Here is a 15423-nt window from a genome sequence, read left to right as displayed (position 1 = left end):
TGAACATGACCGACACCCCGCATTTTCCGCTCTGCGCCGTGGTCGGCGCCGATGACCTGAAACTGGCGCTGTACCTGACGGCCATCGATCCAAAGATCGGCGGCGTGCTGATTGAAGGCCCGCGTGGCATGGCAAAGTCCACGCTCGCCCGGGGTCTGGCGGATCTGTTGGTCAGTGGTCAGTTCGTGACCCTGCCGTTGGGGGCCACGGAAGAGCGGCTGGTCGGCACGCTCGATCTGGATGCGGCATTGAGCGATGGTCGTGCGCAGTTTTCTCCCGGCGTATTGGCCAAGGCCGATGGTGGCGTGTTGTATGTCGATGAAGTGAATCTGCTGCCGGACCATTTGGTGGATCTGCTGCTTGATGTCGCCGCCAGCGGCACCAACCTGATCGAGCGTGATGGCATTTCCCATCGGCATTCGGCGAAGTTTGTGTTGATCGGCACGATGAACCCGGAAGAGGGTGAGTTGCGTCCGCAATTGCTGGACCGCTTCGGTCTGAACGTTGCGCTGAGTGGCCACACTGCGCCGAACGAGCGGGCTCAGATCATTCGTCGTCGACTGGATTTCGATAGCGATCCGCAAGCGTTTTGTTCGCAGTGGGAGGCTGAGCAGCAGGTTCTGCGTCAGCGCTGCGAGAACGCCCGCAACGTTTTACCGACTATTGCGCTGGATGACGCGGCGCTGGCGCAGATCACCGAGCGCTGCTTCGCCGCAGGCGTCGACGGTTTGCGCGCCGATCTGGTCTGGTTGCGTGCCGCGAGGGCACATGCGGCGTGGCGCGGTGCCGAAGCCATTGCCGAGCAGGATATCGATGCCGTGGCTGAGTTTGCCTTGCGTCACCGGCGTCGCGAGCAGTCTGTGGCGAGTCCGCCGCCACCGGCGCAATCGCCGTCCGGCACTGACGCCGAGCCGGGCGAAGGGCAGGGCCAGTGGGGCGAAATGCCGGCTCCGGCCCTCGCAACCGGTGCCCGCCGCGAAGTCCCGACCTGGCCGCCACACCTACAAAAAAAGCCTTAGGCATTCGCCCCCGATCTGACGCGGGGGCGAATGCCAGACCCCGGGCCGGACGGCTCGATAACGGCCGACAAGGCAAGCGGCACGCGGCTCGCAGCGGCTCGGTGAACTGGCCCGGAACCTTGCTCAATGGCCTCCCGAAAGTCCGCGCGGACCTGCTGTTTCAACTGCGTACCCGCACGCCCCATGAACTGTGGCTGGTGGTCGTCGATGCCTCCGCTTCGACCCGTCGCCATCAGGCATTGAGCGATGCCAAGGGCGTGCTCGCGCAACTGTTCGACGACGCTTATCGGCAGCGCGCGCGTCTTGCGTTGCTGACCGCAAGCGGCGCGGCGCCGAAATGGCAGGTGCAAGGACTGAAGGCCTCCAGCGGGTTGCGCGCATGGCTCGATGGGTTGGGCGCGGGAGGCGGCACGCCGCTGTTGGCGGCGCTGACGGAAGCCGGGCATTGGCTTGCGGTGCGGCGCAAGCGTTTTCCCGCCGAACAACAACGGTTGCTGGTGATCACCGATGGCCGGTTGAAAGACTGTCCGCAAATGCCAGCGCTGGTGTGTCCCGGCCTGTTGATCGATATCGAGCGCGGGCCGATCCGGCTGGGCCGTGCAAGGCAATTGGCGACAGCGCTGGACGCCGATTACCGGCATATCGACGAGTTGTTGTCGGTCTGAGAGCTATGCTGCAGTGGGGCCCAATCACAAGGAGTGAATCATGCGCGTACTGGTCGCCAATCCGCAGGACGATTTTCGCGTCAAGGCCTACGCCGGAACCAATGGCGTGCTGCTCGCCATGGACCTCGCCGAATCCCGCCGCAAAGGCCTGCTGGGATTTGCCATCGAAAAGCAGCAGGGCGCCAAACCGTGGCTGTTTCTGTTCAATAGCCTGACCTTTCCCGACAAGGCCCATACCTTCCCGCAGTTTCACGCCACGCCCAGCGACAAGGCACCGCTACAGAAATTTCGCTGGGCCGATTACGCAGTCAATCCGGGCATGACGATCCACTATCGCGTACACCTGGCGTATGGCTCGCCGGATGCACCGCAACTGGGCGAAGCGCTGGAACTGACGATTCGTTCCGACGATGGTCACCCCGCGAATCAGAGCGTGATCTTCAACCGCGCCGTGGCTGCGAGCCAGGCGTTTCAGCGCAAATTCCCCGAACTCGACGCCTTGATCAGCGCCAACAAAAAACTGCCCATCGAAGCCTGGCCCGATGCGGCGCGTCAGTGGCTGGAGAACGGTCTGCTCGGACGCCTGCAAGGGTTTATCGAACGTGCAACGGACGGTCAATGGGCGCTGGACATCGCGATCTACGAGTATCAGTTGCAAGCCATCATCGACACGGTAAACGCGGCGTTCGATCGGGGTGTTCAGGTGCGGGTGCTGTATCACGCCCGGCCCGATGATGAAGACACGACGATCAACGAAGCGAGCCTTGCGAAACTGCCGGCGACCAGCAAACGCGGGCGGGTCACTCACAACATTTTCCATAACAAGTTCATCGTCCTCAGCCGCCTCGACGGAGGCGGCGAGCGCCACCCGCAAGCGGTGCTGTGCGGCAGCACCAACTTCACCGCCAACGGCGTATACCGCCAGGCCAACGTGGTGCATGTGCTCGACGATTCGACGGTCAGCGCGAGTTACCTGAAAACCTTCGAGCAGATCTGGGCCGAGCCGGCGGACGTCGGCGTCACCCGCGACTGGATCACTCAACACAACCCGATGAATCCGGCACAGCCCTTGTTTGCCGGGTTCTCCCCGCGCACCGGCGGTGCGGATTTGCGGGAGTTCGTCGACATCATCGAGGGGGCGAAGAAAGACCTGCTGTTCGTTACCGCCTTCGCCTTGCCCGACGCGATTCTCAACGCATTGCTTGGCCACCCCCACGACGACATCCTGCGGTACGGCCTGCAAAACACGGTCAGCCGCATCACCGGGTTTCACGCCGACCGAACCGCCGAATTCGCCGCCACCGCATTGCTCAACACCGGGCTGGAAGGCTGGCTACGGGAAAACATGAAAGGCCAGAAAGGCAACCTGCTGGTGCACACCAAAGCGGTGGTCATCGACTTCACCAGCGACAGCCCGACCATCATCAGCGGCAGCCACAATCTCAGTACCTCGGCCAGCAACGGCAATGACGAGAACTACCTGATCATTCGCGGCGACACCGATCTGGCGGATCGCTATGGCCTGGAACTGCTGCGGTTCTACGAGCATTACCGTTTTCGCTACTTCGCGAAAAAACTGGCGTTGAAACAGGTGCAGCCGTTGGCGGCGGATGACCGCTGGACCAACGACTACTACGTCGAGGATGACCTGCGTCAGTTGTCGCGCCTGCGGTTTGCCGGGCGTTAGACGTCCATCGCCTGCCGGTACTGGCGGGTCCGGCGGCTGAGGTACAACCGGTCGCGGATCAGCGCCCAGAGTGCCGACACCTCGGGCTTGGGCTGGCGGCCACGGCTCAGACGGGACATCTGGAAGCGAACCACGGCCATGTTCGCCAGTGCGGCCAGCGGTTTGCGTTTCCAGCGGATCGGTGGCAGTTGCGGCTCGCTGTTACGGCCTTCGCGCCAGTGTTTGACCAGGTTTGGCTCAATGGCCAGCGCAGTGGCGATGCCGGCCATGTCGATGCCGCTGTCGAGCACTTGTTCGACCACGGGCAGGCGGCGGATACCGCCGGTGACCATCACCGGCATGTGCGCGACGCTGGCCAGTTCGGTGGCCATTTCCAGAAAGAATGCCTCGCGGGCGAGGGTGCGTCCGTCACGCGCTTCACCTTGCATTGCCGGGGCTTCGTAGCTGCCGCCGGACAGTTCCAGCAGGTCGATCGGCTGCTCGTTGAGCCATTCGATCACCTGACGTGCGTCGTCGGTGTCGAAGCCACCGCGCTGGAAGTCCGCCGAATTGAGTTTCACGGCCACGCAGAATTGCGGCGAAACTGCCTGGCGGATGGCCTCGATCACCGACAGCAGCAGGCGCGCGCGGTTTTCCAGCGAACCACCCCAGCGATCGGTGCGGCGGTTGGTCAGCGGCGAGAGAAACTGACTGAGCAGATAGCCGTGCGCAGCGTGGATCTGCACCCCGGTGAAACCGGCTTTTTCGGCAAGGGCGGCACTTTTTGCGAACCGTTGAATGACTTCTTCGATATCGTCCTCGGTCATTGGCCTGGGCTCGGCGAACAGTTTCGAAAATGAGCCCATGTCCAGTGCCACCGCCGACGGCGCCAGCGCTTGCTGGCCCATATTGGCAAAGGTCTGACGACCGGGATGATTGAGTTGGACCCAGACCTGCGCGCCGCCGCTGCGTGCGATTTCCGCCCATTGGCGGAAGCGCTCCAGATGCCGCTCGTCTTCAAGCACGACGCCACCGGGCCCGGTCATGGCGCGGCGGTCGATCATCACATTGCCGGTCAACAGCAAACCGGCGCCGCCGTCGGCCCAGGCTTGATACAAACGGAACAATTCGCGGGACGGTGCCTGGTTTCGGTCCGCGAGGTTTTCTTCCATCGCGGCTTTGGCAATACGGTTGCCGACGGTCTGTCCGTTGGGCAGATTCAAAATCTGGAAGGGTGACATTGCTTGACTCCTCAACAGTGATGGAGCGAGGCTAAGATTAAAGTTAACTTTAATGTCAAGCAGGCAAATCGAGGCTGAAATGAAAATCGGTGAATTGGCGCAGCAGAGTGGCTTGAGCGCTTCGAGTATTCGTTTTTATGAGGCTCAGGGTCTGATTCCCAAAGTGGAGCGCCAGGGCAATGGTTATCGGCGCTACCCGCCACAAGTACTGCAAACCCTGAATATCATCCGCAGCGCCCAGCAGGCCGGGTTTTCCCTGGAAGAGCTCAAGCAGCTGTTGCCTGCCGCCGGTACCGGTGAGTTCAAACACGATGAGCTGGTGGCGGGTCTGACGCGCAAGGTCGAGCAGATCGAAGTCATGCAGCAGCATCTGGCTCAGAGCAAGGCGCGGCTGCTGGAGGTGATCGAGAATATTCAATCCAAGCCCGAAGGCATGAGCTGCGGTGCCAATGCGGACCGGGTGTTGTCGACGCTTTACCCGTAAAAGCCCGGAGACAGGTGCGGCGTACAGATTTTGAAATGATTTCCAGCTGTAGGAAAAGTTATCTGAGCCTGTACGCTTCAAGGCCTTTTTTCATTCAGGATTTGCATGAACACCCTCTCGGAGCCTCCCAGTTCTATTCCAGAAACCCCGTTCCCCTCGCGCTGTCGCGCGGTCTTGACGCACTCGCAACATCCGGTCTTCCGACTACCGACTATCGTTGTTGGCGCAGCCTTCGAGCTTTCGCGCCGCACTTTGCCGTGCCCGGCAGCCTGAAATCACTGAAGAGAGATAGAGACAGAATATGGAATGGTTAGCGGATCCCACGGCATGGCTGGGCTTGTTGACACTGATCGTGCTGGAACTGGTACTGGGTATCGACAACCTGGTGTTCATCGCAATCCTGGCGGACAAACTGCCGCCCCATCAGCGCGATCGTGCGCGGATCATTGGCTTGAGTCTGGCGTTGATCATGCGTCTGGGTCTGCTGGCGAGTATTTCCTGGCTGGTCACCCTCACACAGCCGTTGTTCGAAGTGTTCGACAAGAGCTTTTCCGGCCGTGACCTGATCATGCTGTTCGGTGGTGTGTTCCTGTTGTTCAAAGCAACCATGGAGTTGCACGAACGACTGGAAGGCCACGTCGGCGAGCGTTCGACCAATACCGCTTATGCGCTGTTCTGGCCGATCGTGGCGCAGATTGTCGTGCTGGACGCGGTGTTCTCTTTGGACGCGGTGATCACGGCGGTGGGCATGGTCGATGAACTGGCGGTGATGATGATCGCGGTGGTCGTGTCCATTGGTGTGATGATCGTTGCCAGCAAGCCGCTGACCCGCTTCGTCAACGCCCATCCGACGGTGATCATGCTGTGTCTGGGCTTCCTGATGATGATCGGTTTCGCGCTGACCGCCGAAGGCCTGGGCTTCCACATTCCGAAAGGTTATCTGTACGCCGCGATTGGTTTCTCGATCCTGATCGAAATCTTCAACCAGATCGCCCGCGCCCGTCGCAAGCGCTCGATGCAGGGATTGCGCCCGATGCGTGAGCGCACGGCCCATGCGGTGATGCGTCTGTTGGGCGGTCGCAAACTGGCAGTGGAAGAGGTCGGCGAGGAAATTTCCGACTTGCTGGACAACGGTGAAGCGCCGAGCGCGGAGCTGTTCGACCGTCGCGAACGGGTGATGATCAGCGGTGTGCTGCAACTGGCTGAACGGCCGATTCGCGCTCTGATGACGGTGCGCGCCGATGTCGATTACATTGATCTGGCCGACGATGCCGAGGCTATTCGCACGCGACTGATGCATTCGTCCTACTCGCGCTTGCCGCTGATTCGTAACGGCGCGGTGGATGAGCCGCTGGGCTTCGTGCACAAGAAGGAACTGCTCAAGGAATACCTGGCCGGCAATGAGCCCAACCTTGAACACCTGGCGCGCAAGACCGTCAATCTGCTGGACAGTTATTCAATCCTCAACGCACTGGAGCAAATGCGTGCGGCCTCGACCCACATTGCCTTTGTGGTGAATGAGTTCGGTGACTTTGTGGGTGTGTTGACCATGACCGACATTCTTGAGTCGATCGCCGGCGAGCTGCCGGACGCCAGCGAAATCGCCGGCCCGGACGTGGTCGAAGAGCAGGGCGGGTTCATCGTCAATGGTGCGCTGAACCTGACCCGCATCCGTGAACACACCGGTTTTCGCGCCGAGCCGACCGAGGATTACCAGACCCTGGCCGGGCTGGTGATGAGCCTGCTGGATCGCTTGCCGATGAAGGGCGATCGACTGGAGCATGATGGCTGGGGCATGACCGTAATGGCGGTCGAAGAGCGTCGCGTGAAACGGGTGTTGCTGGTGCGTGAGGCCTGACGGCCTCACTGATGAAAGGTGTAGCGGTCCTTGCCGGTATGCTTTGACTCGTACAACGCTTCGTCGGCCTTGATCAGCGCCTGGTTGAGGGTGTCCCCGTCCGCAACCCGGGCCACCCCGATGCTGATGGTCACCGGGTGCCGGGTGGTTTGCTCACGCACCACCCGGCATAACTCACCGGCCAATGCCTCGACGTCCTCGCGGCGAACGCCCGCCAGATAAATCGCAAATTCCTCGCCACCCAGTCGCGCGTACTCGAACGGTGCCATTACCGCTTTGATGTCTGCCGCGATCCGCTTGAGCACTTCATCGCCGATGTCGTGGCCGTACACATCATTCACTTTCTTGAAGTTGTCGATGTCGATCATCGCCAGGTAATGGTCATGCTCGCGCGGTACGGCTTGCAGGGTTTTTCCGACGCTGGTCATGAATGAGCGGCGGTTGGGGATTTCGGTGAGCGTGTCGTTGTAGGCCTGATCCAGCAACAGCTTGGACATGATGTAGTTGTAGAGCTTGGCCTCGCGCAGCTTCAGAAATGTATAGATCGTCAACGCACAGAGAAAAACGCTGTAGGCGATGGTCATCACACCTTTGAGCTCGAGCAGGTCGATGCCGGTGTTCATGAAAGGATTGAGCATCAGCCAGGTGACAACCTGTGCAGCGAAGAACGACCATCGGCTGAGTGGGAGCACGGAGGCACTGTAAAGCGTGGTGGCGGCAGCGAGTACCAGCCAGATGCCATGAAACGTCGGAGGCAAGCCGTCGATCACCATTCGGATGCCGAGTGTGATGATCACCACGAATGTCAGGTTCAGCCAGTCGAAGTGTCGGGCCTTGCGAGTGAACATCAACACCACAGCAAGAATCGCAAAGGCTGCGATGAACACCATCGAACGCCAGGTGAATCCCTGATTGCCGATGAAGCTGACGATCAGGTCGAAGGCCAGCCAGATGCCGATGCTCGCCAGGTAGATCAACAGGCAGAACGAATGCAGCCGCTCGAATTCATGCTGGATGAACTCCTCCCACACTTCGGCGGGCGCGGTCTTCTTCAGGACTTCGTCTTCAATGGTTTTGTACATTGCTGCCCGGATGCTTGCGTTGGTTATCGAGGATGACCGAACCCCACGGTCGATAGCGCAGGGAAAACACCGCGTTCTGATGGCAACCGGTCGAGGTCGCATCCGGGGTGGCCGGTTCGGCACGGAAGGGCTCGCCCTCGCGGCTGACCTGCCGGAAGGCTTCGCGCACGATACCCACGGAGCAGGGCAGTGCGCTGACGTAACCTTTACGCACCAGCGGTGACAAACGGCCGGTACCCGCGCCGTCCTGCCACCAGACGTGCGCCCCGGCTGCCGTCAATTCGCCCAGCCATTGACCGTTGACCGCCGGGGCCAGCTTGCCGGCACTGAAAGCGCTGACATGCAGCGGCGCGTCCAGTTTCGCGGCGAAGTCCTTCAATTGGCGCTGAAGCGTGGCCCGCCGATCTGCCGCCAGGAAGTGCAGGTCGTCCAGCTCCAGCGGCAGATACCAGCCGCTGACCGGCAGCTTCCAGTCCTGGCGCAGCTTCTGCTGCTGGGCCAGTGACTGACCCAGTTGTGCCTGCCAGTAGGCGCCGAGACCGGCGCTGTCCAGTTCATCAATGCGCGTGTAGAAGGCCGGGTCCATCGCCAGGCCGAGCACCAGTTGCAGACCTTGCCGCTGAGCGAGTTTCAGGCTGTTGGCAAGCCAGCCATTGGCGCCGCCGAAGTCCGAGTCGCCATAGGCCGTCCACTGCACGATCACGGTTCGCGTGCCTTGTTTCGCGGTGTCTTGCCAGACTTTCTGCCACTGCGCCTGGGACAGGCCGGCATCGACATTCAGCGGCTGATAGAACACTCGCTCATCGGCCGTGGCGACGGTGGCACTCATCAGCAGCCACAAACACAACATCCATCGAGCCATCAGAAATTCCACTCCACGCCCAGCAGCACACCGTTGCCACCTTCATACAGATTGCCGCCCAGCGACTGTTGATATTCGGTGCGAACCGTCAGTTTCGAACGGTAGGCGTTGTAGCGATCCTCGTCGTACCACCATTGCCAGCGCAGGCCGACACCGGTTCGCAGGTCCTGGCGCCAGTCGTTGCTCGGGTCCTGGCTGGCAAACTCGAGAAAGCCATAAGGCATGATCGTCTGGGCTCCGCTGAACGGCAGTTTCCAGGCGTGACCTTGCTGGAAGCGCGACAGCCATTGGTGATCGCCAGCCTTGGTCCACCAGGCTGCATCCAGGTAGAGAAAGCGCTCGTCCCAGTCGTTTTCGTCGACCCGCCAGTCGTTGCGGTACTTGCCCTGATCGAGGAAGGAGGCGGTGGCGCGCAGCAGGTAGTCGGTGGTGGTGTGACCGTCCTTGCGATGATGGTTGACCTGATCGAACAGTTTTTCCGGCACCAGCATCTGGCCGAGGCTCAGGTTGTGACTGTCGTCATCGTTGAACTGGCTCTGCTTGTAGATCTCGCCGTAGAAGTTGATGTTCTGTGTGCCCCACGGTTTGTAGCGCAGGCCGACACCGGCGGCGAGTGACTCGGCGTAACTGGAGCGACCTTGTCCGCCCAGCAGCACGCGACCGTACACCGACAGCGTGCTGCCGGCGCGGCTTGGTTCTTCGCCCAGGGCGTGGTCCCACATCGCCAGTTGCACATTCTGCGAATCCGAGCGACGTCGTGAGCCTTTGCTGTCGTCCGGGCGCACGAAGTCGTTGGTCGAGATTCCGGCCGGCGACCAGGTGCTGGCAATCGTCCGGGTGTCACGCCGCGACAGGGTTTCATGGGCGCGGCGCTGGCGGTAACGCCGGGCCTCCATGCTGCCTTCTTCATCATCGGCCGCCACCGGGTTCTGCTCCAGATCGATCACCCGGCGCAGCTCCTTGCGCGCGGAGGCGCTGTCTTCCACTTCGTCGTAGCGCCAGGCCAGGGTTTCCCCGAGGCGGTAATCCTCGGGGAAGTCACGGGTGGCCTGTTGCAGATACGGAATCGCCGTGGCGCGTTCTTCGCGGGTTTCGGCACCGGCCAGACGCATGCCGTAGTCGGCGCGATAACGCGGGTTGTTCGGCTCGCGGCGTACCGCTTCGGCCAGCCATGCAGTGCTTTGCGGCAAGTCTCCGGCTTTTTGCGCGGTGACCGACGCGGCGTAGAAATGCCCGGCATCCGGGGACTGCTGCAGGGCCTGACGCTGACGTTGCAGTGCCTGGGCGTGATCGCCCCGCGCGTCGGCGATGGCTGCGCCGAGTGCCCATTCATTGGCGCCGCGAGTGGTGCTCTGTTGCCAGTAGGCTTCTGCGGTCTGGCTGTCGCCGACGTTCAGCGCGCTGCGACTGGCCGTCAGACGCGCGTTGTCGCTGAGTTCGACGGTTGGAAAGCTGCGCCAGATGGCCAGTGCGCCAGCAGAATCACCGGCCGCTTCCAGGGCATAGGCCAGCGGCAGGCGACTGCCGCGATCACCGAGCTTTTCAGCCTGCTGGTAATAGACGACGGCTTCACCCGGGCGATCAGGCATGGCGCAGCGACCGAGCGCGCGGTAATCGCCAGCTGCCTGTGGGTGGCTGCCGACGGCTTGCTGCACAGCGTCGCATTGGCCGGTCTCCGCGAGTTGCGCGAGCATTTGGCCGCGCGTCGCGCCGTCCACTCGGTTGAGCAGGAGCGCCATACGCCGCTGTTGCTCCGCTGTCGTGGAGGGCGCTGCGGCATACAAGCCGGCCAGACGCTCCAACGCCGTTGCCGGCAGACGCCCGCCATGACGATCGAACGCGGATTCCAGCAATTGCTGGGCATGCGCGCGATCACCCGCTTTCACCGCCAGATAGGTGGCTTGATTCAGCGAGGAAAGATTGCCGGTTTGCCGGTAATGCAGTTCCCACAGGGTTTCTGCTTCGATCATTCGCCCCATGCGTTGCGTCAATTCTGCACGGCGCTTGACGATTTCGGGTGTCTGCTTCTGTCCGGCCAGCCAGGCGTTGACCTCAGTGCTGCGACCTTGCTCCTGCCAGATGTCGAGCACCTGCGTTTGCCGACGGCTGTCCCAAGGCTCCGGCAGACGGGTGCTTTGCAACAGGTCGGTGGCTTGCAGGCGCTGGGCGAGTATCAGCCAGGTCTGTGGATCGTCTGTCGGTGTACAACTGCGCAGTTGCTTGAGTGCCGCTTCCGGATCCTGACGCGACAGCCATTCGGCGGTTTCCAGACAGGGCCGCTGCAGATCGTTGCTCAGGCGCTGCACGGTAGGCACGTCTTCGGTCTTGCGCGCCAGCTCCCACAGGCGCTGGCGCTGCGCCGGATCGGCGAGGTCGCTGGCGGGCAGGGACTGCATCCAGCGTTGGGCCTGTTGCTCGTGGCCCATGGCGATGGCGCGGTCGACCATCGCCAGTCGAACGTTACGCGCGGCCTCGGGACTCGGCGCCTGTTGCAGCAGTTGTTGCAGCGGCTTTTCATCGAGGCGTTGCACGTAAGCGTTAGCCAGCCGTTGCCAGCCTTCGCCGTCCAGTTGTTTGCGTGCGGCCAGCGGCGCCAGTTGGTCGATGGTGCCGCTCCAGTCGCGCAATTGCTCCGACCAGTTGGCGCGGGCCAGGCGCAAGATGTTGTCGTCACCCTTGGGCGCCAGTTGTGCCAGCCAGTCGTGGGCCTTGGCTGCGCCGCCGAACTTGGCCAGGCTCAGGCTGTAGGCCTGCCAGAGACGTACACGGTCATTCAGGTTGCTGGTGGCCATCCAGCTTTCTACTTGCGTGCTGGTGGGCGGATCCTGTTCGATCCAGGTCAGGCGCAGGTCGAGCAGGGCGTTGCTGTCGTCCGGCAATGCTTGCAGCGCCTCCTTGTACCGGCGTTGCCTGGCCAGGGACTCCACCAGCAGTGCCCGGGCCTCGTCGTTCTTGGGGACCTTTTCCAGCAAGTGGCGCATCAGTCGTTCGACTTCTTTCCAGTTGCCCTTTTTCGCCTCGCGATAGCTGCGGTCCATGTAGGGATAACTGCGGAACTGTTCGAAGTCGCTCAGCGGCGCTGCCTGCAGCGGACAAGCGGTGCTCAGGCCCAGCAACAGGCTGCCCATCAGCAAGGTTTGACGATGCACAGACATCATGCGACCTCCCGGACAATGCGGTAGGCGGCTTGCTGTTCACTGGCCTGATCGGCCAGGGCCTGTTCCAGTACTTCCTGGGTGATCATGCCCCGGGAAATCAAATGCTCGCCAAGGGACGTCTTCTCGGCGTCGAAGTCGATCAGCGCCTGATTGAACAAAGTTGGCGGCACCATGCCGCGCACCTGCAACAGATTGCCCAACAGCACCTGATGGCGGCTGACTCTTTCCAGCAGGGTTTCATCGTCCTGATGGCGCTCAAGCACTTCGAGCATATGACGCACTTCCTCATTCTGGCGGGGGCTGGCGTACCAGTAACGAATCCCCAATGTGACGCGGCCCTGAGGTGCGAGACGGCTGCGCACCGGGCGTTTCAATTGCCGGCTGATAGCGCCGAGCGAGACCTGACTGACCGGGCCTTCGGAGGCCAGAATCAGCGTGTCGCCATCTTCTGCCACCGGCAGAACTCCGTAGTGGGAGGCGACCCGGCGCGGCACCGTATCGATCAAGCGTTTGTCGAGCTTGAACGGATTGAGTGGTGCCCATTCCAGATCCAGCTGCTCGGCCAGTGTCTCGACCAGTTGAGTGCTGTCGATGTACTCACGCAGCAACAGTTCGCGGCCCAGTCGACGGCGCACGGGGCTGGTGATCGCTGCATCCAGTTGTTCCTCGGTAAGCAGGCCTTTTTCCACCAGCCGATGGCCCAGCGGAGTGCGCTGCGCCTGGGTGAGCGCCGGGAATTCGTGGGTGGTCTTGTCCCAGGCCACGCGACGTGAATCGCCCATTTCCATGACCTGACGCAGGGCGCGCAGGTTGGCGAAAAAGTTGACGAAGTTGCTCCACATCATGCGCGGCGCCGACAGCAGACCTTCAACCAGTCCGTAGTAACGAGTGACAAACCAGCCACGCTGGAACAGGCGATTGAGCAGCATCAGGCCGTTGAGCCACAGCAGCACCGAGAGCAGCGAGCTGTCGGCAAGGATCGAGGGATAGCGCCACGAGTCCGGGGAAATGATCGTCACCGCCCACATCGCCAGCAGCACCAGGAACAGCAGGTTCACCAGAAAGCTCAGCAGGTACGCGATCAGCCCGCGACGATCGCGCCACAGAAAGTAATTGAGCAGACCCTTGCGGCTCCAGCCGAGGTTCTTGGTGCCCTGGAATACGATGCCGACAATCCACCGGGACTTCTGCCGGATTGCGTGTTGCAAGTCGCGGGGAAAGTGTTCCCGGACGCAGATCACCTGAGAGAACTCGCGGTTCATGCCGAACACCCAGGGTTGCTCCAGCGCCAGTTTCGGATCGTTGACCGAATAGCGGGCGAAGATGCATTTCATGCCTTTCTGCTTGAGGCGGAAGCCGATGTCGTAGTCCTCGGTGAGACTCTGCACATCGAAGGCAATGCCGTCGCCGTCTTCCAGCAGGGCGCTGATGGCTTTACGGCTGAAGCAGGTGCCGACACCGGCGCTGGGCACCTGACCGGTGAGGGCTTCGCGGACGATGACGTCCTTGCCGTGGTTTTCCGCGAACTCATCGACGTAATGCCCGGCGGTGAAGCCTTTCCATTCCGGCGCGTAGGGATAGACCGGAATCTGGATCAGGTCCTTGTTGGGCAACAGGTAGTTGAAGAGGCGCAATTCCATCGGCGAAATCACGTCTTCGGCGTCGTGCAGGATGAATCCGGCGAACTGGATTTTCGCCTCGCTCTCGAAACGCAGGATCGCGTCGATGATGTTGTTCAGGCAGTCGGCCTTGCTGGTCGGGCCGGGACGGGCGCAGACCACTTTATGCACGTTGGGGTAGTGCTGGCACACCGCATCGACGTCTGCCTGGGTTTCGGCGTCGTTGGGGTAGGTGCCGACGAAAATCTGATAGTTCTCGTAGTCGATGGTCGAGGCGGCCAGACGCGCCATTTCGCCGACCACGCCGACTTCGTTCCACGCTGGCACCATGATTGCCAGCGGTTTCTCGGGAATCGAATACAGGCGTTCCTCGTCGGCGCGCTTGAATTTCTCGTAGATCCGCCAGCGCCGGATGAACTTGCGGCCCCAGTACACAAGGTCGATGAACAGGTCATCGAGGCCGAGGATGAACATCAGCAGGGCGAGGGCAATCGCCACATATTTGAGACCGAACAGCACATACGCGAAGAAATCGACCCAACCCAGACTCATACCCCGTTACCCGCCGCCGAGCGTGCGCTCAGCCAAGCGTGGAGGCGGGTGGCGATCAGTTCGCTGGCGTGACCGTCGCCATAGGGGAAGTGCACGCGGCTCATGCGCGCATAGGTGTCCGGATCGTCCAGCAATTGTCGGGCTTGCTTGACGATGCGTGCCGCGTCGGTACCCACCAGCAGCATGGTGCCGCTCTCGAGCACGGAAGGTCGTTCGGTGACGTCGCGCAGCACCAGCAGCGGTTTACCGATGGCCGGAGCTTCTTCCTGCACGCCGCCGGAGTCGGTCAGGATGAAATGTGCGCGGCCCATGAGCCAGACGAAGTTCGGATAGTCCTGCGGTGGTACCAGGTAGATGTTCGGTTTGTCGTCCAGCATGCCGTACACCACTTCCTGCACCAGCGGGTTGAGGTGTACCGGATAGACAAATTGCACGTCCGGGTATTGCTCGGCCAGCTCAGCCAACGCCTGGCAGATATTGCGGAAACCGTCGCCGAGATTTTCCCGTCGATGGCTGGTGACCAGAATCATCCGGTGCTGATCGTCCAGCGCCGCCAGTGGCGAACCGGCAGGCGGATGCCAATCGATTTCCTGCTGGTGCTTGCGCATCCATAGCAAGGCATCGATCACGGTGTTGCCGGTGATTTCAATGTTGTCTTCGGGTACGCCTTCGCGCAGCAGATTGGCGGCGGACTTGGAGGTCGGCGGGAAGTGCAGGTCGGTAATCACGCCGGTCAGGCGTCGATTCGCTTCCTCGGGCCAGGGCGCGCGCAGGTTGCCGGTACGCAGGCCTGCCTCGACGTGACCGATTGGCAATTGACGATTGAAGGCGGCGAGGGCGGCGATGAAGCTGGTGGTGGTGTCGCCGTGCACCAGCACGATGTCCGGTTTGACCCGCTCGTAAGCCTGATCGAGTTGGACGAGCAGATGTTGCGACAGACCGTTCAGGGTCTGGCCCTGGGTCATGACTTGCAGGTCTTCGTCGACCGTCAGTTCGAACGCATCCAGTACCTGTGTGAGCATCTCGCGATGCTGGCCGGTGGAGCAGATGTTGAGTGTGATGTCGGGCCACTGACGCAGAACCCGGGCCAGCGGGGCCATTTTGATGGCCTCCGGGCGAGTACCGAAAACCATCATGACTTTAAAGGACATTGACCCCTCCTTGGACGAAGCAAGGCTGCGACCAAAGGGCCAGCAGCACTCTTCACTTTCTGAGAA

At 61.5% G+C, this 15423-nt stretch carries 11 protein-coding genes; 5 read left to right on the top strand and 6 right to left on the bottom strand.

All coding sequences use genetic code 11. The annotated features are described in order from the left end of the window. Nucleotides 1-5: 5 nt before the first annotated feature. The 3 genes from AC1MDC_RS01190 to AC1MDC_RS01180 all read left to right on the top strand — a co-directional run bounded on the left by AC1MDC_RS01190 (nt 6) and on the right by AC1MDC_RS01180 (nt 3371). Nucleotides 6-1019, top strand: a complete 1014-nt coding sequence (locus AC1MDC_RS01190) for a magnesium chelatase ATPase subunit I (RefSeq protein WP_480392320.1) — start codon at nt 6-8, stop codon at nt 1017-1019. A 101-nt stretch (nt 1020-1120) separates the two neighbouring features. Further along, complete coding sequence (locus AC1MDC_RS01185; protein ID WP_480392319.1) at nt 1121-1684, top strand: vWA domain-containing protein; 564 nt, start codon at nt 1121-1123, stop codon at nt 1682-1684. A 40-nt stretch (nt 1685-1724) separates the two neighbouring features. After that, nucleotides 1725-3371 (top strand): phospholipase D-like domain-containing protein, encoded by a 1647-nt coding sequence (locus AC1MDC_RS01180; protein WP_480392318.1) that lies wholly within the window; start codon nt 1725-1727, stop codon nt 3369-3371. Here the strand turns inward: AC1MDC_RS01180 and AC1MDC_RS01175 are convergent. Then, a complete protein-coding gene (locus AC1MDC_RS01175; protein ID WP_480392317.1) occupies nt 3368-4591 on the bottom strand; it encodes an NADH:flavin oxidoreductase/NADH oxidase family protein in 1224 nt (407 codons plus the stop codon). The genes AC1MDC_RS01180 and AC1MDC_RS01175 overlap by 4 nt on opposite strands. A gap of 79 nt (nt 4592-4670) precedes the next feature. Here AC1MDC_RS01175 and AC1MDC_RS01170 point away from each other — a divergent pair, with 79 nt between their 5' ends. Beyond that, nucleotides 4671-5075 carry a MerR family transcriptional regulator gene (locus AC1MDC_RS01170; RefSeq protein ID WP_085695943.1) on the top strand — a complete coding sequence of 135 codons (405 nt, stop codon included), beginning with the start codon at nt 4671-4673 and terminating at the stop codon, nt 5073-5075. Nucleotides 5076-5376: 301 nt separating this feature from the next. Beyond that, nucleotides 5377-6933 (top strand): TerC family protein, encoded by a 1557-nt coding sequence (locus AC1MDC_RS01165; RefSeq protein ID WP_480392316.1) that lies wholly within the window; start codon nt 5377-5379, stop codon nt 6931-6933. A 5-nt stretch (nt 6934-6938) separates the two neighbouring features. Here AC1MDC_RS01165 and AC1MDC_RS01160 read toward each other — a convergent pair whose 3' ends face one another. From AC1MDC_RS01160 to wecB, 5 genes are read right to left on the bottom strand one after another with little or no spacing between them, the layout of a single operon-like run. After that, nucleotides 6939-8015, bottom strand: coding sequence for a GGDEF domain-containing protein (locus AC1MDC_RS01160; protein ID WP_085701906.1), 1077 nt, complete (start codon nt 8013-8015; stop codon nt 6939-6941). Continuing rightward, entirely contained in the window at nt 7999-8877 is an 879-nt protein-coding gene (locus AC1MDC_RS01155; RefSeq protein WP_480392315.1) for a DUF4434 family protein, read from the bottom strand. The genes AC1MDC_RS01160 and AC1MDC_RS01155 overlap by 17 nt, the downstream gene beginning before the upstream one ends. Then, nucleotides 8877-12035 carry an NfrA family protein gene (locus AC1MDC_RS01150; RefSeq protein WP_480392314.1) on the bottom strand — a complete coding sequence of 1053 codons (3159 nt, stop codon included), beginning with the start codon at nt 12033-12035 and terminating at the stop codon, nt 8877-8879. The genes AC1MDC_RS01155 and AC1MDC_RS01150 overlap by 1 nt, the downstream gene beginning before the upstream one ends. Next, complete coding sequence (gene nfrB, locus AC1MDC_RS01145) at nt 12032-14206, bottom strand: cyclic di-3',5'-guanylate-activated glycosyltransferase NfrB (protein WP_480392313.1); 2175 nt, start codon at nt 14204-14206, stop codon at nt 12032-12034. The genes AC1MDC_RS01150 and nfrB overlap by 4 nt, the downstream gene beginning before the upstream one ends. Further along, nucleotides 14203-15357, bottom strand: coding sequence for a non-hydrolyzing UDP-N-acetylglucosamine 2-epimerase (wecB, locus tag AC1MDC_RS01140; protein ID WP_480392312.1), 1155 nt, complete (start codon nt 15355-15357; stop codon nt 14203-14205). The genes nfrB and wecB overlap by 4 nt, the downstream gene beginning before the upstream one ends. Nucleotides 15358-15423 lie beyond the last annotated feature (66 nt).

It is taken from the genome of Pseudomonas sp. 1 (assembly GCF_056626735.1).
The sequence above is the reverse complement of the archived record's forward strand: the minus strand, read 5'-3'. Positions and strand labels throughout refer to the sequence as shown.